Origin of the sequence: Pseudomonas sp. 34 E 7, assembly GCF_900005715.1 — a bacterium.
In the GTDB taxonomy this organism is placed as follows: domain Bacteria; phylum Pseudomonadota; class Gammaproteobacteria; order Pseudomonadales; family Pseudomonadaceae; genus Aquipseudomonas; species Aquipseudomonas orientalis_A.
This window is the reverse complement of record NZ_CVTX01000148.1, coordinates 77860-96461: the sequence shown is the minus strand read 5'-3', so window position 1 is coordinate 96461 and position 18602 is coordinate 77860. Positions and strand designations below refer to the sequence as shown.

Here is an 18602-nt window from a genome sequence, read left to right as displayed (position 1 = left end):
GAGGTGCCGAGTGGTGGGGCAAGAGCGTTTTGCTTACTTTTGCGCTTTTCAAAAGTGAGCCGCCGTCAGGGCGGAACCCTAAGCAGCCGTTACCTAAATAATGGATATGTACTCGTTCCAATCCAACACCCTGGTCGGCCCAGAGGCCGCCATCGGGGGCAAGCCCCCTCCCACATTGGTTTTATATAAGTCAGGAGGACAGGTTTTGTAATAGTTTTGCATTGTAGGAAATTTGTATTTGGGTTGTAGGATTCAAGTCCTTTCGTTATTTCAGGACTTGCATGAACACCCTCTCGGAGCCCCCCAGTCGTCTTTCCCCAAGACACCCGCTGTCTCTGTTCCCGCTCGTACACCCCGTATTTCGTCGACTAACCTTGTCCCGGTCCAGTGACCGCGTTTTGCCGTGTCCGGCATTCTGAACCACTTGAATACAGAGAACCCATAGATGGAATGGTTAGCGGATCCAACGGCCTGGCTCGGCCTTGCGACCTTGATTGTGCTGGAACTGGTACTGGGCATCGACAACCTGGTGTTTATCGCGATCCTCGCGGACAAATTGCCGCCTGAACAGCGCGACCGTGCGCGGCTGATCGGTTTGTCCCTGGCTTTGCTGATGCGCCTGGGCCTGCTGGCAAGTATTTCCTGGCTGGTGACGCTGACCCAGCCGCTGTTCGAGGTGTTCGACAAGAGTTTCTCCGGGCGTGACCTGATCATGCTGTTTGGCGGTGTATTCCTGTTGTTCAAGGCCACCATGGAGTTGCATGAACGCCTGGAAGGGCATGTGGCCCAGCACAAGGGCAACGTGGCCTATGCGATGTTCTGGCCGATCGTGGCGCAGATCGTGGTGCTCGACGCGGTGTTCTCCCTGGATGCGGTGATTACCGCCGTGGGCATGGTCGATGAGCTGGCGGTGATGATGATCGCGGTGATCGTGTCCATCGGCCTGATGATCGTGGCGAGCAAGCCGCTGACCCGCTTCGTCAACGCCCACCCGACGGTGATCATGCTGTGCCTGGGCTTTTTGATGATGATCGGCTTCGCGCTGACTGCCGAAGGCCTGGGCTTTCATATCCCCAAAGGCTACCTGTACGCGGCGATCGGCTTCTCGATTCTGATTGAAGTGTTCAACCAGATCGCCCGTTCGCGGCGCAAGAAGTCGGCGCAAGGCGTATTGCCGGTGCGCGAGCGCACCGCCCAAGCGGTGATGCGCCTGCTCGGCGGTCGCGGCCTGGCGGTGGAGGAGGTCGGTGAAGAGGTGGCCGACCTGCTGGACGCGTCGGATGCTGCGCAAGGCCCGTTGTTCGATCGACGCGAGCGCGTGATGATCAGTGGTGTGCTGCAACTGGCTGAGCGACCGATCCGCACATTGATGACGCCACGGGCCAAGGTCGACTGTATCGATCTGGCGGACGATCCCGAGAGCATCCGCCTGAAACTGATGCACTCGTCCTACTCGCGGCTGCCGTTGATCCGTAACGGTGCGGTCGATGAGCCCCTGGGTTTCGTGCACAAAAAGGAATTGCTCAAGGAATACCTGGCCGGCAACGAGCCGAATCTTGCCCATCTGGCGCGCCGTGCGATCAACCTGCTGGAGAGCTTTTCGATCCTCAACGCCCTGGAACAGATGCGTCAGGAATCCACGCACATCGCCTTTGTGATTAACGAATTCGGCGATTTTATGGGGGTGTTGAGCATGACCGACATCCTGGAGTCCATCGCCGGTGAATTGCCGGACGCCAGTGAAATCGAGGGTCCGGATATCGTCGAGGAAGGCGACGGTTTTCGTGCCAGTGGCGCCTTGAACCTGAGCCAGGTCGGTCAGCGCACCGGCTTCAAGGCCGTGGCGACCGAGGATTATCAGACACTGGCTGGCCTGCTGATGAGCCTGCTCGATCGTCTGCCGGTGGTAGGCGATAGTCTGGAACATCAAGGCTGGCGATTGACGGTGGCCGCGGTTGAAGAGCGTCGGGTGACGCAGGTGGTCTTGCAGCCTTGCTCCGGTCAAAGCGACTGAACAGGCTGTCCACATACTGCTGTTGTTGCTCCACGGGGCCGAAACCCTTGTGCAGCTCCACCCTGGCGCCATGTTCGTAGATCAACAGCGTGGGAGTGCCCGTGACGTCAGGGTGCCTCGGGGTATGGGCACAATCGAGCACCATGCTGACTATCCACGGATGGCGCCAGGCGACTCGTTCGAACAACGGGGCTGCACTGGCGCAGGCCGGGCAGTGCTCCGAGACGAACAGAATGAACACGGGGCGCGGTGTATTCAGTACGCGCTGGAAGTCCTTGGCACTGGATATCGTTCGCGTGGCTGCGCCCATGGTGATCTCCTGTCGACGGCGTTGGTTGTTGCCAACGCTAGGCCGGTGATTCAGCCCCGTCTACTGTCAACCTTCACAGGTCGGGCTGACGCTCCAGCCGTTCCCGTGCCTTGCGCGCCTGGCTGGCGCATTTTCGGTATTCCTCGTTGTCACGGGACGCTTTGGCCTCGCGGTAGGCATGGTGATTCTGGCTGGTGTAGTTGGTATCGAAGGCTTCCTTGAGTTTGCGCAGTTGTTCCTTGCAGTCGCGGCGGTCGTTGCTCGCCAGCGCGTTGCCGGCCACCAGATAGCACAGCATTAACAGGCCAAGGCTCAATTTCATCCGGGGGTTCCTCCATGTAGGGGCTTGCTCGCTCTACAGGTTAGCCCAACGGTGCACAGTTGGTGCGCAGTAACACCGTTGTGGGGCAACCGGTAGCAGCCTGATGGGGTGATGGCGCAACGCCGCTGCGTTCTTCAATCGCTATCCTGCTGATCCATAAACAATTTCTCTCGTGCGTATTTTTCCCTGAAAGCATATGGCACACTTTCTGCTGTCTATTCCGTTGTTACATACCAAGTTCCGGTATAGCGGAATACACATCTCCTGGAGTGCTTGTCATGCATCACCGACCTTCCGTGTTCAAAGCGTGTGTTTTTCTCTTCGCCGCCTCGGCGTGCGTCGCCAGCCTCGCGCAGGCGGCGGACAGCAAACTCGATGACGTGCTCAAGCGTGGGCACCTGATCGTGGGTACAGGCAGTACTAATGCGCCGTGGCACTTCCAGGGAGCGGATGGCAAGTTGCAGGGGTTCGATATCGACATTGGCCGCATCGTCGCCAAGGGCCTGTTCAATGACCCGAGCAAGGTCGAGTTCGTGGTGCAGTCGTCCGACGCGCGGATTCCCAACCTGCTGACCGACAAGGTCGACATGAGTTGCCAGTTCATCACCGTCACCGCCAGCCGTGCGCAGCAGGTGGCCTTCACCCTGCCGTACTACCGCGAAGGCGTCGGCCTGCTGCTGCCGAACACCAGCAAGTACAAGGAAATCGAGGACCTGCAGGCGGCGGGCGATGGCGTCACCGTGGCCGTGCTGCAGAACGTGTATGCCGAGGAATTGGTGCACCAGGCGCTGCCCAAGGCCAAGGTCGACCAGTACGACAGCGTCGACCTGATGTACCAGGCCGTGAACTCCGGTCGTGCCGATGCCGCCGCCACCGATCAGTCCTCGGTCAAATACCTGATGGTGCAAAACCCTGGCCGCTATCGCAGCCCGACCTACGCCTGGAGCCCGCAGACCTACGCGTGTGCGGTCAAGCGTGGCGACCAGGACTGGCTGAACTTCGTCAATACCGCGCTGCATGAAGCCATGACCGGCGTCGAATTCCCCACCTACAAGGCCTCGTTCAAGCAATGGTTCGGCGTTGACCTGCCGGAGCCGGCGATTGGTTTTCCCGTGGAATTCAAGTGATCCGCAACAATCGGGGCGCGCGTGATGGCGCCCCATTCAGGTAGTGCCGACCATGAACTATCAGTTGAACTTTGCCGCCGTATGGCGTGATTTCGACACCTTGCTGGCGGGTCTCGGCCTGGGTCTGCAATTGGCCCTGCTGTCGATCGCCATCGGCTGCGTGATCGGCCTGCTGATGGCGTTTGCCATGCTGTCCAGGCACCGCGCGTTGCGCATCTTCGCTTCGGTGTACGTGACGGTGGTGCGCAACACGCCGATCCTGGTGTTGATCCTGTTGATCTACTTCGCCTTGCCGTCGCTGGGGATTCGCCTGGATAAAATTCCTTCGTTCATCATTACTCTGTCGCTGTATGCCGGGGCCTATTTGACCGAGGTATTCCGCGCCGGGCTGTTGAACATTCCCAAGGGCCTGCGCGAAGCCGGCTTGGCGATTGGCCTGGGTGAGTGGCGTATCCGCGCCTATATCACCGTGCCGGTGATGCTGCGCAACGTGCTGCCGGCGCTGTCTAACAACTTTATCTCGCTGTTCAAGGACACGTCCCTGGCCGCTGCGATTGCGGTGCCGGAGCTGACCTATTACGCCCGCAAGATCAACGTCGAAAGCTACCGGGTGATTGAAACCTGGCTGGTCACGACCGCGCTCTACGTGGCTGCCTGTTACCTCATTGCCATGCTGCTCCGTTACCTGGAACAGCGTCTGGCGATTCGTCGTTAAGGAGGGTTTCCATGTACGAATCCCCCAGTTGGCTGCATGAATTGTGGATTGCCCGGGAGACGCTGTGGGCGGGATTTCAGACCAGTATCTATTGCTCGGCGCTGGCAATTCTCTTCGGCACCCTGATCGGTATCTGCGCCGGGATGGTGCTCACTTACGGCAAGTTCTGGATGCGTGCGCCGTTCCGTCTGTATGTCGACCTGATTCGCGGCACGCCGGTGTTTGTGCTGGTGTTGGCGTGTTTCTACATGCTGCCGGCGCTCGGCTGGCAGATCAGCGCGTTCCAGGCCGGCGCCGTCGGGCTCACGCTGTTCTGTGGCTCCCACGTCGCGGAAATCGTGCGCGGTGCGCTGCAGGCCATTCCCCGTGGGCAACTGGAAGCGGGCAAGGCGATTGGCCTGACGTTCTACCAGTCCCTGGGCTACGTGCTGTTGCCCCAGGCGCTGCGGCAGATCCTGCCGACCTGGGTCAATTCCTCCACGGAAATCGTCAAGGCCTCGACCCTGCTCTCGGTCATCGGCGTGGCCGAGTTGCTGCTGAGCACCCAGCAAGTCATCGCACGCACCTTCATGACCCTGGAGTTCTACCTGTTCGCAGGCTTCATGTTCTTTGTCATCAACTACGCCATTGAATTATTCGGGCGCTACATAGAAAAGCGGGTGGCCTTGCCATGAATCAACTTCAAACAACCGAACCGCTGCTGAATATTCGTGGCCTGCGCAAGCAATACGGGGCAGTGGAAGTGCTCAAGGGCGTCGACCTGAGCCTGCAGCGCGGCAACGTGGTGACCCTGATCGGCTCCAGCGGCTCGGGCAAGACCACCCTGTTGCGTTGCGTCAACCTGCTGGAAGAATTCCAGGGCGGGCAGATAACCCTGGACGGCGAGTCCATTGGTTACAGCGACGTGGCCGGCAAGCGCGTGCGCCATCCCGAGCGCGTGATCGCCCAGCACCGCGCCATGACCGGCATGGCGTTCCAGCAGTTCAACCTGTTCCCGCATTTGACCGCCTTGCAGAACGTGACGTTGGGCTTGTTGAAAGTTAAGAAAATGCCTAAGGACGAGGCGGTGTCGCTCGCGGAAAAATGGCTCGACCGCGTGGGACTTCTGGAGCGTCGCAATCACTTTCCCGGTCAGTTGTCCGGCGGCCAGCAACAGCGCGTGGCGATTGCGCGGGCGATTGCCATGAACCCCAGCCTGATGCTCTTCGACGAAGTGACCTCGGCCCTCGACCCGGAACTGGTAGGCGAAGTGCTCAGCGTGATCAAGGGACTGGCGGAGGAGGGCATGACCATGTTGCTGGTCACCCACGAAATGCGCTTTGCCTATGAAGTGTCCGACAAAATCGTTTTCATGAACCAGGGGCGCATTGAAGAGCAGGGCAGCGCCAAGGATATTTTCGAACGCCCGCAGTCGCCGCGACTGGCGGAATTTCTCAAGAACATTCGTTTTTAATCAAGGAGCTATTTTATGAGCATTACTCGTTACGGTGCCGGCAGTACTGCCGGCGGCGGCCAGCCACGTCCCTTCGCCCGCGCAGTGGAAGCGGACGGCTGGTTGTACGTCTCAGGCCAGGTGCCTGCGGTGGACGGCGAAATCATCACTGGCGGGATCATCGAGCAAACCCGCCAAACCATGCGCAACGTGGTGGCGATCCTTGAAGAGGCCGGCTACGAATTGAAAGACGTGGTGCGTGTCGGCGTGTGGCTGGAAGACCCACGGGACTTCTGGAGTTTCAACAAGGTGTTCGGTGAATACTTCACCCCGGAACACGCCCCCGCGCGAGCCTGCGTGCAGGCGAACATGATGGTCGATTGCAAGGTGGAGATCGATTGCGTGGCCTACAAGAAAAAGGGCTAAATTGGCCCCATTCTCAAGACCACAGCAACTCCAATGTGGGAGGGGGCTTGCCCCCGATAGCGGTGTATCAGTAACAGATGTATGGACTGACACACTGCAATCGGGGGCAAGCCCCCTCCCACAGGGGATCACTGTGTAGCACACACCCAAGACTGGACCGGAACCGCCATGACCGAAGACACCATCAAACGCCGCGCCAAGGGCCTGGACCGTGCGTTCGATATCCTCGATTTTCTCAAGGAGGTCGGCCAGCCGCTGCGCCCGAATGATATCGCCAGTGGCATCGGCAGCCCCAAGTCCACGGTCTATGAACTGGTCGCCTCGCTGCTCGAACGGCGCATCCTGGAAACCGTGGGCAAGGACGGTCACGTCTACCTCGGGCGCCAGCTGTATTTCCTCGGCCAGGCGCACCTGCGCCACTTCGACCTGACCCGCGAGGCCGACCACGCCTTGCAGGAAATCGTCAGCCAGACCCATGAAACCGCGCAGATGTGCCTGCTCAACGGGCGCAAGTACACCGTGGCGCTGATGCGCGAAGGCCAGCGGCATTTCCGTATTTCGTCGGATATCGGTGAAAACGCGCCGATCCCCTGGACCGCTTCCGGGCGCCTGCTGCTGGGGCATTTGAGCGACCGGCAGATCATCGACCTGATCGACCCCGACGATTTCATCCTGCCGGATGGCCTGCGCCTGCCCCTGGAGACCTTCCTGGCACAGATCCGCCAGGCCACCCTCGACGGGTTCTTCTCCTTCGACAGTGTGGCCGACACCTTTACCCACTGCTTTGCCGCCCCGGTGCGCGACGCCCAGGGCATCAGCATCGCGACGCTGTGCATCGTTGCCCCTCGGGCCGATGCGAGCAAAAACTACCACGACTATCGCCGGGTGCTGATCGACAGCGCCAACAGCCTGGCCCGGCGCATCACCGAATAGGAATTTCCCATGTCTGCCTTCAATGCCGTTGAAAAAGGCGCCGCCGCCATTGGCGCCCATCTGGTCCGCGACGTTAGCCTGCCGGCCCTGGTGCTGCACCGCGAAGCCCTGGAACACAACATCCGCTGGATGCAGGACTTTGTCAGCAACAGCGGCGCGCAGTTGGCGCCCCACGGCAAGACCAGCATGATGCCCGCCTTGTTCCAGCGTCAGATCACTGCCGGAGCCTGGGGCATTACCCTGGCCAACGCCGTGCAGACCCGCGCCGCCTATGCCGGTGGCGTGCGCCGTGTGCTGATGGCCAACCAGTTGGTGGGCGCGCCGAACATGGCGTTGATTGCCGACCTGCTGGCCGATCAGGATTTCGACTTTCATTGCATGGTCGATCACCCGGACAACGTCGCAGATCTGGGCCTGTTCTTCGCCGCCCGTGGCCTGCGCCTGAACGTGATGATCGAGTACGGCGTGGTCGGTGGCCGGTGCGGCTGCCGCAGCGAGCAGGAAGTGCGCGAATTGGCCAAGGCGATCAAGGCTCAACCTGCGTTGGCCCTGACCGGCATCGAAGGCTACGAAGGCGTGATCCACGGCGAGCACGCCATCAGCGGCATCCGGGACTTCGCCGCCAGCCTGGTACGCCTGGCGGTGGACCTGCAAGACAACGGCTTTTTTGACCTGCCCAAACCTATCGTCACCGCATCGGGTTCGGCCTGGTATGACCTGATCGCCGAATCCTTCGAGCAACAGAATGCCGCCGGGCGCTTCCTCAGTGTGTTGCGTCCCGGCAGCTACGTGGCCCACGACCATGGCATCTACAAGCAAGCGCAATGCTGTGTGCTGGACCGTCGCAGCGACCTCGACGAAGGCCTGCGCCCGGCGCTGGAAGTCTGGGCCCATGTGCAATCGTTGCCCGAACCCGGCTTTGCGGTGATCGCCCTGGGCAAGCGCGACGTGGCCTACGACGCCGGTCTGCCGGTGCCGCTCAAACGCTACAAGGCCGGCATCGTGCCGGCCGAGGGCGATGATGTGAGCGCGTGCCAGGTGACCGCCGTGATGGACCAGCATGCGTTCATGACCGTGGCGCCGGGGGTTGAACTGCGCATTGGCGACATCATTTCGCTGGGTACTTCCCATCCCTGCCTGACGTTCGACAAGTGGCAGGTGGGTTGCCTGGTGGATGAGCAACTGCGGGTGATCGAGACCCTGCGTACCTGCTTCTAGACCGAGTCGCGCCTATCGGGGGCAAGCCCCCTCCCACAGGGGAATGCATTCCAAATGTGGGAGGGGGCTTGACCCCGATGAGGCCATCAGCCCCACCGAGAAATCAGCCATGACCACCCAACCGCGCATCGCCCTCATCGGCGAATGCATGATCGAACTGCAACACCGCGCCGATGGCAGCCTGCACCAGAGCTTCGGCGGCGATACCCTGAACACCGCCGTGTACCTGCGCCGCGAACTGGGCGATATCGGCAGCGTCGACTACGTCACCGCCCTGGGCGACGACAGCTTCAGCGACTCAATGTGTGCGCAGTGGCAAGCCGAGGGCATCGGCCTGGGCATGGTCCAGCGCCTGCCCGGACGCCTGCCGGGCTTGTATTGCATTCAGACCGACGCCAATGGCGAGCGCAAGTTTCTCTACTGGCGCAACGAAGCGGCCGTGCGCGATTGCTTCACCACGCCTGCGGCCGAGCCGATCCTGGCGGCGTTGCCGGAGTATGACCTGGTGTATTTCAGCGGCATCACCCTGGCGGTGCTGGGTGAGGTTGGGCGCGCACGCTTGCTGGACACCCTGGTGCAAACCCGCCGCCGGGGCGGGAAGGTGGTGTTCGATAACAACTACCGGCCACGGCTATGGGCCGATGTGGACGCGGCGCGTGAGGCTTATCGCAAGGTGTTGGCCGAAGTGGATATCGCCTTGTTGACCGAGGATGACGAGCGCGCGCTGTTTGGCTATGAGGACAGCGAGCAGGTGTTTGCAGCCTATCCAGCGATTGCCGAGGTGGTGCTCAAGCGCGGGGCGGATGCGTGTTTGATTCGTTGCGCGGGGGAGCGTTTTGCCGTGCCGGCATTGACGGTGGAGAAGGTGGTGGACACCACGGCGGCGGGGGATTCGTTCAGTGCGGCGTACCTGGCCGGGCGGCTCAAGGGTGGGTCGCCGCAAGCGGCGGCGTTGGCGGGGCATCGGCTGGCGAGTCGGGTGATTCAGGTGCCGGGGGCGCTGATACCGAGGTGAATGGCCGCCTGTGGCGGATCGGGGGCAAGCCCCCTCCCACAGTTAACCGCGTTTTAACTGCAAGAATGCAGCCCAATGTGGGAGGGGGCTTGCCCCCGATAGCGGTGTAAAGCCAACCCCCTCAATCCCGGTAAAACACCTGCACCAGGTGATAGCCAAACTTGCTCTTGATCGGCCCATGCACCACCTTCACCGGCTTCTTGAAGATCACCGCATCGATCACCCCTACCATCTGCCCGGGCCGCACCTCTCCCAGATCACCGCCACGCTTGCCCGACGGGCAGGTGGAGTATTTCTTGGCGAGCACGTCAAACGCTTCGCCCTTGGCAATGCGCTGCTTGAGCTGTTCGGCTTCTTCGCTGGTCTTCACCAGGATATGGCGGGCTTGGGCTTTCATTGATCTCTACCAGGTGTGCGACGGCGCGCGATTATGCCTGAACTCAGGCCTCGACGCCGATCATGCTGCGGATTTTGGTGGCCAGCAGGTCGATGGAAAATGGCTTGGCGACCATGTCCATGCCGTCCTCCAGGAAGCCCTGGCGTTCAGCGGCTTTCTCCGCATAACCGGTCATAAACAGCACGCGCAGGCCCGGGCGATGCTGGCGGGCGATTTCTGCCAGTTGCCGGCCGTTCATGCCCGGCAGGCCGACGTCGGTCACCAGCAAATCCACGCGCAGGTCCGACTCCAGCAGCGGCAGCGCGGCTCGGGCATCCGCCGCCTGATGAGCGGTATAGCCCAGTTCGTCGAGTACGTTGACCACCAGCATGCGCACCGCCGGGTCGTCCTCGACCACCACCACGGCCTCTCCGGCCAGGGCCACCGGGGCTTCGCCCAGGCTGGCCGGCAGGCTGCTTTCCAGCGCGGTGCCATGCAGACGTGGCAGGTACAGGCGCACGCACGTGCCCTGGCCGGGCTCGCTCTGGATAGTCACATGGCCCCCGGACTGTTGGGCGAAGCCGTAGATCATCGACAAGCCCAGGCCGGTGCCTTGGCCGATGGGTTTGGTGGTGAAGAACGGATCGAAGGCCTTGGCGAGGATTTTCGGCGCCATGCCGCTGCCGTTGTCGCGCACGCCGAGCATCACGTAGTCGCCGGCCTTGACCGGCTCCAGGGTGGTGATATCGGTGCCGTCCAGATAGCTGTTGGCGGTTTCGATCAGCAGTTCGCCGCCGTCGGGCATGGCATCGCGGGCGTTGATCACCAGGTTGAGCAGGGCGTTTTCCAGTTGGCTGGCGTCGGTGTTCACCGGCCAGATGTCTTTGCCAAGCTGCACGGTGAGGGTGATATGCGCGCCCTTGGTGCGGCGAAAGAGATCCTCCAGGGACGCCACCAGCTGGTTGGGGTCGGTGGGGCGTCGGTCCAGCGATTGGCGCCGTGAGAACGCCAGCAGCCGGTGGGTAAGGGCGGCGGCGCGGTGGGCGGACGTCACGGCGGCATCGGCAAAGCGGCCGATGTCCTCGCTGCGGCCGTCGGCAATGTAGCGTTGCATCAGGTCCAGGCTGCCGATGATACCGGTGAGCATATTGTTGAAGTCGTGGGCGATACCGCCCGTGAGCTGGCCCACCGCTTCCATTTTCTGCGCGTGGCGCAAGGCGTCTTCGGCCCGTTCGCGTTCGAACATTTCATTCTGCAGGCGCTGGTTGGCCTCGGCCAGTGCCTGGGTGCGCTGGGCCACGCGTTCTTCGAGGTTCTCATTGAGATGGCGCAGGGCTTCTTCGGTAAGCTTGCGTTCGGTCTCGTCGATCACAAAGATGTAGAAACCGTTCACCGAGCCGTCGTTGCTGAAGCGCGGCAGGTACTTCATCAAGGCATGGCGCGCGCGCCCGTCGCGGTGCGGCGTGACGGTCATGAAACTGCACGCCTTGCCGTTGAGTGCGGCGGCGATCTTGTCGGCGCGTCCGGCGTATACGTCGTCGCCGATGACTTCGCGGATGGTCTTGCCGTACAGCTCTTGAGGCGTTTGGCCGTACCAGTCGAGGTAGGCACTGTTGTTCAGGCGAAAGCGCTGCTCGTGGTCGACGTAGCCGATCAACACCGGCATGGCGTTGATGATCAGTTGCAGCTCGGTCTGGCTTTGACGCAGCGCCTGTTCGGTGTGCTTGCGCTCGGTGAGGTCGAGCGCGGCGCCAAGGAACCGCGCCGGCCGTCCGTGCGGGTCCTTGTAGCAACGGCCACGGGCAAACACCCAGCGCACCTGGCCGTCGGCTTGCTGCAGGCGGTATTCCTCGGCGTATTCGGTGCCGTGGGTGATGCAGTGCTTGATGCTGCGCGTGACCGTGCCACGGTCTTCGGGGTGCACGCCGAGCAGGTAGGCGCTGATGGGCAACAGGCCGGCGTCATTCGGGTCGACGCCATGCAAGTGAGCGAAATGCGCGTCGGCGATAAAGCGGTCTTCGCCGATGTCCCAGTCCCAGGTGCCCACCGCGTCGGTCGCCGCCAGTGCCAGCTGCAGGCGCTGCTCGGTGCTGTGCTGGGCCTTGAGGCTGTCTTCGGAACGCTGCTGCAATTCGAGGGTTTTGCTGCGCCGCTCGTTGGTTTCGATGGCGGTGACCAGGATGCCGGCCACGCGGCCGCTTTCATCGCGCACCGGGCTGTAGGTCAGGTCGAGCCAGATTTCAGTGTCGCGCTGGTTGCGCTGCAGCACGAAACATTGCTCGCTGAAGGTCCGCACCTGGCCACCGAGCACCGCGTCGTAGATCGGCGCGGCAAAGCCCTGCAGTTCCGGCCAGGTGGTGTGTACCGGCTGGCCGAGGGCGTCGGGGTGCTTGTTGCCGGCCAGCAGGGCGAAGCCATCGTTGTAGAGCTGGATGAGTTGATCGCCCCAGAGCAGCAGCATCGGCATGGGCGAATGCACCACGATATCCACGGCGGTGCGCAGACTTTGCGGCCAGCCACTGGCCTCACCGAGGGGGCTTTGCGCCCAGTCCAGCCGCTCGATCAGTGCAGCGGCCTCGCTACCGGTGGATGTTCCATTCATGAAAAAGCCCTGCGCTTGACGCTTTGAAAAAAAGACAACACCTATTATCCCTAGAGAGAACCACGGGTGGCTACCTCGGAAAATAGCATGCATTTTTGGATTTTTTCAAAAACGCCGCGTCAGCGCTGAAACCTTTCATCTATCCAGCCAGCTCAGGGCGGTCGCGAAATTGCTCGAGCGCCTGGGGATTGGCCAGCGCATCGGTGTTTTTCACCGGCTCACCGTGCACGACGTTGCGCACTGCCAATTCGACGATCTTGCCGCTGATGGTGCGCGGGATATCCGTGACCGCGAGGATCTTCGCCGGCACATGGCGCGGCGTGGTATTGGCACGGATCACCTGGCGAATCTGCTGCTCCAGCGCCTCATCCAGTTGCACACCGTGGTCAAGGCGCACAAACAGCACCACGCGCACATCGTCCTGCCAGCGCTGGCCGATGGCGAGGCTTTCCAGCACCTGCGGGACTTTTTCCACCTGGCGATAAATCTCGGCGGTGCCGATGCGCACGCCGCCAGGGTTGAGCACCGCGTCGGAGCGGCCGTGGATCAGCAGGCTGCCATTGGAACGCTGTTCGGCATAGTCGCCCTGGGCCCACACGCCGGGGAACTGGCTGAAATACGACGCGCGCAGTTTGTGCTGCTGTGGATCGTTCCACAGCCCGATGGGCATGGCCGGAAAGTGCCGGGTACACACCAGTTCGCCTTTTTCGCCGAGCAGCGGCAGGCCCTGGTCGTCCCACACTTCAATGGCCATCCCCAGGCTCTTGCACTGCATTTCGCCACGGCGCACCGGCAGCACCGGGTTGCCGATCACGAAGCAGGAGACGATATCGGTGCCGCCGGACATCGACGACAGGCACAGCTCGCCCTTGATCTCGCGGTACACATAGTCGTAACTCTGGGGCGACAACGGCGAACCGGTGGAAATCAGGCCCTTCAGGCTGCTCAGCTGGTGGCTCAGGCGTGGCTGCAGCCCGGCTTTCTCCAGGGTGACGAGAAACTTGGGGCTGGTGCCGAACACACTGATGTTTTCCGCATCGATCAGGTCGATCAAACGCTCGGGTCCGGGATGGAACGGCGAGCCGTCATACAGCACCGCCGTAGCGCCAATCGCCAGCACCGACACCAGCCAGTTCCACATCATCCAGCCGCAGGTGGTGTAGTAGAACAGGCAGTCCTCACGGGACAGGTCGGCGTGCAGGCCGTGTTCCTTGAGGTGGGTGAGCAACACGCCGCCGCTGCCGTGAATGATGCACTTGGGCACGCCGGTAGTACCGCTGGAATAGAGGATATACAGCGGATGATCGAACGGCACCGCGACAAACTCAGGCTCGCCGCCGGCCTGGTAGACGTCGTCCCACAGCCTGACCCGGGCCTGGGTCAGGTAGTCGCCGACCTGCGCCTGCGGGCGGGCGTAGGGCACGATGATCAGTTGTTCCAGGGACGGCAGCCGTTCGAGGATTTCATTGAGCTTGGCGCTCTGGTCGAGGGTCTTGCCGGCATAGCGATAACCGGCGCAGGTGATCAGCACCTTGGGTTCGATCTGACCGAATCGGTCGATGACGCCTTGGGTGCCGAAGTCCGGTGAGGAGCACGACCAGATCGCCCCGAGGCTGGTGGTGGCGAGCATGCCGACCAGGGTTTGCCAGGTGTTGGGCATGCACGCGGCCACCCGGTCACCGAGGCCGACTCCGGCCGCGCGCAGGCTGTTTTGCAGGCCGGCCACGTGGGCGGCCAACTCGGCGTAGGTCAGTTGTTCGCGCTGGCCGTCTTCGCTGATGGCAATCACGGCAGGGTGGTCGTCGCGACGGCGCAGCAGGTGCTCTGCAAAGTTCAACGTCGCGCCGGGAAACCATTGGGCGCTGGGCATTTCGGTGCCTTCGATCAACGTGGCGCTGGGCGGGCTGCGAAAGTGCACGTCAAAGAACGCCACGATGGCCTGCCAGAAGTCCGCGCGCTGGTCGATGCTCCATTGGTGCAGGGCGGGGTAGTCGCTGAGCTGCACGTCGTGGCGAGCATTGATGAAACGTCGGAACTGGTCCATCCGTGTGTTGGCGATGCGTTCGGGGGAGGGTTGCCAGAGGATGTCGGACATAGCGAGATCTCTTGTTCTTATATGAGGTTTGTCAGGCGAAGCAAGTCCAATGTCTGGGGTTATTGGGCCAGCCAGCCGCCATCGATATTCCACGCCGCACCCCGCACCTGGGCGCCGGCCTCACTGCATAAAAACAACACCAACTCACCCAACTGCGACGGCGTCACAAACGCCAGCGACGGCTGCTTCTCCGCCAGCAGATCCTGCTGCGCCTGCTGCGGCTGCACCCCACTGGCCACGCGATCATCTATCTGCTTCTGCACCAGCGGGGTCAGCACCCAGCCTGGGCAAATGGCATTGCACGTCACGCTGCTGGTGGCGGTTTCCAGGCCGACGACTTTGGTCAGGCCGATGACCCCGTGCTTGGCCGCCACATAAGCCGCCTTGCCCACCGAACCCACCTGGCCATGCACCGAGGCAATATTGACGATGCGTCCCCAGCCCCTGGCCTTCATGCCCGGCAGGCTCAGGCGGGTGGCGTGGAACACCGATGACAGGTTGATGGCGATGATCGCGTCCCAGCGTTCCACCGGAAAGTCTTCCACCGCTGCCACGTGCTGGATGCCGGCGTTGTTGACCAGAATGTCGACGCCGCCGAACTCCCGCTCGGCATAGGCGAACATCTCGGCGATCTGCGCCGGGTCGCTGACATCCGCCGGGTGATGCCCGACCTTGCCGCCAAACGCCTGCACCTGGGCGATCACCGCGCCGGCGTCACCGAAGCCGTTGAGGATCAGGTTGGCGCCGGCCTTGGCCAGGCTCAGGGCAATGCCCAGGCCGATGCCGCTGGTGGAGCCGGTGACCAGGGCCGTCTTGCCGTTCAATGTCGTCATGAAAACCTCACACAATGCCGGTGGCGTAGAAAGTACCGATCACCACGAACACCGCGAGGGTCTTGATGATCGTGATGCCGAAAATGTCCTTGTAGGCTTCGCGGTGAGTCAGCCCGGTCACCGCCAGCAGCGTGATCACCGCGCCGTTGTGGGGCAGGGTGTCCATGCCGCCGCTGGCCATGGCCGCGACCCGGTGCAGCACTTCAAGGGGGATATTGGCCGCATGGGCCGCTGAAATAAAGCTCTCGGACATGGCCGCCAGGGCGATGCTCATGCCGCCGGACGCGGAGCCGGTAATCCCCGCCAGCAGGGTCACGGTAATGGCTTCGTTGACCAGCGGGTTGGGGATGCCCTTGAGCCAGTCCGCCAGCACCAGAAAGCCCGGCAACGACGCAATTACCGCACCAAAGCCATATTCCGAGGCGGTGTTCATGGCGGCGAGCAGCGCGCCGCTGACTGCACTTTTACTGCCTTCGGCCAGCTTGCTCTTGATCGCCGAGAAGCCGAACACCAGCACCACGATAATCCCCACCAGCAACGCCGCCTGCACCGCCCAGATCGCCGTGAGCTTGGCGATGTCGGTGGTCACCGGGGTGCTCATGCCGGGCAGGCTGAGGCTGTGGGTCTTGCCGTACCACTGCGGGATCCAGTGGGTGAACAGCAGGTTCATCACCCCCACCAGAATCAGCGGCGACAGCGCGACCCAGGGGTTGGGCAGGGTCAGGTTTTCGGCGGTTTCCGGTTCGTTGCGCAGCTCGGTGCCATAGCCTTCACCTGCGTGCTGGGCCTTGTTGCGCTGGCGTGCCAGGTACAGCATGCCGGCGCAGAACACGAAGATCGTGCCGATCAGCCCCAGCCACGGCGCCGCCCACGCGGTGGTGTTGAAGAAGGTGCTGGGGATGATGTTCTGGATCTGCGGCGTGCCGGGCAGGGCGTCCATGGTGAACGAAAACGCACCGAGGGCGATGGTGGCCGGGATCAGGCGCTTGGGGATATTGCTCTGGCGGAACATCTCCGCCGCAAACGGGTACACCGCAAACACCACCACGAACAGCGACACGCCGCCGTAGGTGAGCAGGGCGCAGACCAGCACGATCACCAGCATCGCCTGGCGCGTACCGAGCACACGAATGGCGGCGGCGACAATCGAGCGCGAAAAGCCCGACAGCTCGATCAGCTTGCCGAATACCGCGCCGAGCAGGAACACCGGGAAATACAGCTTGATAAAGCCGACCATCTTTTCCATGAACACCCCGGTAAAGGCCGGGGCGACAGCGGACGGGTCGGTGAGCAGCACCGCGCCGAGGGCGGCGATTGGGGCAAACAGGATGACGCTGTAGCCACGGTAGGCAGCCAGCATCAGCAGCGCCAGGGCTGCCAGGGCAATGATCACACTCATGGTGTGTCTCCATCGGATTGTTATTGTTGTGGGGTGGGGCTTTGGGGGAGGTATAGCGAGATGTGTGCCAAGTATTTAAGTTGTTGAAATAAAAGGTTATTTATAGGATCTTGCGTTGATTTTTTTTAGCGTATCTCAATAGTGAGACAAACACTGCTCCAATGTGGGAGGGGGCTTGCCCCCGATGGCGGTATATCAGGTGTATATGCTTAACCTGACACACTGCTATCGGGGGCAAGCCCCCTCCCACATTGGATTTTCTTGATATTGAGAATTGTGTCTCTTTATGGAGACTGGGTGAGGCCCAGGGCGATCATTTTCTTGTACAGCGTCGACCGCCCCAGCCCCAGCCGCTTGGCAGCCTCCACCACATTCCCCGCGCACGCCTGCAAGGCCTCACCGATCAACTGTCGATCGAACCGCGCCCGCGCCGCCGCAAACGTCTCACCCTCAACCGTGGCCACCGCACCGCGTGCCACCGGGCTGAACGTACCGATCGCCGCACGAATCTCCCCGGCACTCAACACCAGGTCATCACTCAACAACGCCGCCCGCTCGAGCACATTGCGCAGCTCGCGGATATTGCCCGGCCAGGCGTGCCGGGCCAACAGTGTCAGCGCTTCAGGGCTTAACTCGTGGCGGCTGCGCAGTTCTTCCAGAATCGCCTCGCTCAGCGCGGGGATGTCCTCCAGCCGTTCACGCAACGGCGGTACCTGGATCGGCAGGACATTGAGGCGGTAATACAGGTCTGCACGGAATTCGCCACGCTTGATCGCCGCCTCCAGGTCCATGGAGGTGGCGGCAATCACCCGCACATCGCTGTGCAGCATCTCATTGGAACCCACCGGCTCGAATTCCTTTTCCTGCAGCACCCGCAATAACTTGCTTTGCAGGGGCATCGGCATATCGCCGATTTCATCCAGAAACAGCGTGCCACCCTGGGCGATCTGGAACTTGCCCGGCCGGCCCTTGCGGTCGGCGCCGGTGAACGCCCCCGGCGCGGTGCCGAAAAACTCGGCTTCGAGCAGGTCGTGGGGAATCGCCGCGCTGTTGATGCTGACGAACGCCTTGTGGGCGCGAGGCGACGCACCGTGGATGGCCTGGGCGAGCAGTTCCTTGCCGATGCCGGTTTCGCCCAGCAGCAGCACCGGCGACTCGGCGCTCGCACTGCGCCGCGCGCGGCGCTTGACGTCAAGGCTGGCGGCGCTGGTGCCGATAAAGTGCGCGAAGTTGTATTTACTTTGCCGCGAGCGCAACAGCGAACGGGTGGACGCCAGCTCCTGCTGCAGGCTCAGGTAGCGCTCGATCAGCGGCGACAGGTTGCGCAGCTCATCGAACAACGCAAACCCGATCGCACCGATCACCGCGCCGGCTTCGTCGTGGATCGGCAGGCGCATCACCACCAGCGGGCCCTTGGGCGTGTCCTGGATATCCAGCAGGATCGGCCGGTCATTGCGCACCACCTGGCGCAGCAGGCTATTGGAGATCACCTGCTCGCAGGGTTGGCCGATGGCGTGCTCGGCGCTCTGCAGGCCGAAACGCCTGGCGTAGCGTTCGTTCATCCAGACGATATTCGCGTCGCGATCGACAATCACCGTGCCTTCGCTGGACTGCTCGATGATCTCGAACAGCGACTGGATGGCCAGGCCACGAACCTGTTGGTAATCCTTGAGGCTGGTACTCATGGGTACAAATCCTGTTAATGATCGTTCCCACGCTCTGCGTGGGAATGCCTCCCGTGACGCTCCGCGTCACTTGGCACAAGGCGTGGGGACTTGCGTGCCT

16 protein-coding genes and 1 pseudogene are annotated in these 18602 nt (G+C 62.1%); 9 read left to right on the top strand and 8 right to left on the bottom strand.

Going from position 1 to position 18602, the window contains the following annotated elements; all coding sequences use genetic code 11:
• Window positions 1-445: 445 nt before the first annotated feature.
• Window positions 446-2014: a TerC family protein gene (locus tag BFP96_RS16500; protein ID WP_065936606.1), complete on the top strand. Its 1569-nt coding sequence runs from the start codon at window positions 446-448 to the stop codon at window positions 2012-2014.
• Between the two features lie 28 nt (window positions 2015-2042).
• Here the strand turns inward: BFP96_RS16500 and BFP96_RS29280 are convergent.
• Both BFP96_RS29280 and BFP96_RS16495 read right to left on the bottom strand, forming a co-directional pair.
• Window positions 2043-2324 (bottom strand): annotated as a pseudogene (locus BFP96_RS29280) (thioredoxin family protein); the annotation flags it as partial.
• Window positions 2325-2397: 73 nt separating this feature from the next.
• Window positions 2398-2646, bottom strand: a complete 249-nt coding sequence (locus tag BFP96_RS16495; protein ID WP_065893099.1) for a hypothetical protein — start codon at window positions 2644-2646, stop codon at window positions 2398-2400.
• 278 nt (window positions 2647-2924) lie between these two features.
• Here BFP96_RS16495 and BFP96_RS16490 point away from each other — a divergent pair, with 278 nt between their 5' ends.
• The 8 genes from BFP96_RS16490 to BFP96_RS16455 all read left to right on the top strand — a co-directional run bounded on the left by BFP96_RS16490 (window position 2925) and on the right by BFP96_RS16455 (window position 9512).
• A complete protein-coding gene (locus BFP96_RS16490; RefSeq protein WP_065893098.1) occupies window positions 2925-3773 on the top strand; it encodes a transporter substrate-binding domain-containing protein in 849 nt (282 codons plus the stop codon).
• A 52-nt stretch (window positions 3774-3825) separates the two neighbouring features.
• The gene (locus BFP96_RS16485) at window positions 3826-4488 is read left to right on the top strand and encodes an amino acid ABC transporter permease (RefSeq protein ID WP_017737242.1); all 663 of its coding nucleotides are present in this window, start codon (window positions 3826-3828) and stop codon (window positions 4486-4488) included.
• An 11-nt stretch (window positions 4489-4499) separates the two neighbouring features.
• A complete protein-coding gene (locus tag BFP96_RS16480; protein WP_065893097.1) occupies window positions 4500-5162 on the top strand; it encodes an amino acid ABC transporter permease in 663 nt (220 codons plus the stop codon).
• Complete coding sequence (locus BFP96_RS16475; RefSeq protein ID WP_065893096.1) at window positions 5159-5941, top strand: amino acid ABC transporter ATP-binding protein; 783 nt, start codon at window positions 5159-5161, stop codon at window positions 5939-5941. Before BFP96_RS16480 ends, BFP96_RS16475 begins: the two co-directional genes overlap by 4 nt.
• Before the next feature lie 15 nt (window positions 5942-5956).
• Window positions 5957-6346, top strand: coding sequence for a RidA family protein (locus tag BFP96_RS16470; protein ID WP_010210958.1), 390 nt, complete (start codon window positions 5957-5959; stop codon window positions 6344-6346).
• 168 nt (window positions 6347-6514) lie between these two features.
• The gene (locus tag BFP96_RS16465) at window positions 6515-7279 is read left to right on the top strand and encodes an IclR family transcriptional regulator (RefSeq protein WP_065887465.1); all 765 of its coding nucleotides are present in this window, start codon (window positions 6515-6517) and stop codon (window positions 7277-7279) included.
• A gap of 9 nt (window positions 7280-7288) precedes the next feature.
• Entirely contained in the window at window positions 7289-8497 is a 1209-nt protein-coding gene (locus tag BFP96_RS16460; RefSeq protein WP_065897789.1) for an amino acid deaminase, read from the top strand.
• Window positions 8498-8606: 109 nt separating this feature from the next.
• Window positions 8607-9512 (top strand): sugar kinase, encoded by a 906-nt coding sequence (locus tag BFP96_RS16455; protein ID WP_065936605.1) that lies wholly within the window; start codon window positions 8607-8609, stop codon window positions 9510-9512.
• Window positions 9513-9633: 121 nt separating this feature from the next.
• Here BFP96_RS16455 and BFP96_RS16450 read toward each other — a convergent pair whose 3' ends face one another.
• The 6 genes from BFP96_RS16450 to BFP96_RS16425 all read right to left on the bottom strand — a co-directional run bounded on the left by BFP96_RS16450 (window position 9634) and on the right by BFP96_RS16425 (window position 18502).
• Window positions 9634-9909: a peptidylprolyl isomerase gene (locus tag BFP96_RS16450; protein ID WP_010564624.1), complete on the bottom strand. Its 276-nt coding sequence runs from the start codon at window positions 9907-9909 to the stop codon at window positions 9634-9636.
• Window positions 9910-9952: 43 nt separating this feature from the next.
• Window positions 9953-12490 (bottom strand): PAS domain-containing protein, encoded by a 2538-nt coding sequence (locus BFP96_RS16445; protein ID WP_065936604.1) that lies wholly within the window; start codon window positions 12488-12490, stop codon window positions 9953-9955.
• 139 nt (window positions 12491-12629) lie between these two features.
• On the bottom strand, window positions 12630-14585 hold the full coding sequence (locus BFP96_RS16440) for an acetoacetate--CoA ligase (RefSeq protein ID WP_065936603.1): 1956 nt from the start codon (window positions 14583-14585) through the stop codon (window positions 12630-12632).
• A gap of 59 nt (window positions 14586-14644) precedes the next feature.
• Window positions 14645-15418, bottom strand: coding sequence for a 3-hydroxybutyrate dehydrogenase (locus tag BFP96_RS16435; RefSeq protein WP_065893091.1), 774 nt, complete (start codon window positions 15416-15418; stop codon window positions 14645-14647).
• A gap of 7 nt (window positions 15419-15425) precedes the next feature.
• Window positions 15426-16817, bottom strand: a complete 1392-nt coding sequence (locus BFP96_RS16430; RefSeq protein ID WP_065893090.1) for a GntP family permease — start codon at window positions 16815-16817, stop codon at window positions 15426-15428.
• A 284-nt stretch (window positions 16818-17101) separates the two neighbouring features.
• The gene (locus BFP96_RS16425) at window positions 17102-18502 is read right to left on the bottom strand and encodes a sigma-54 interaction domain-containing protein (protein ID WP_065936602.1); all 1401 of its coding nucleotides are present in this window, start codon (window positions 18500-18502) and stop codon (window positions 17102-17104) included.
• Window positions 18503-18602 lie beyond the last annotated feature (100 nt).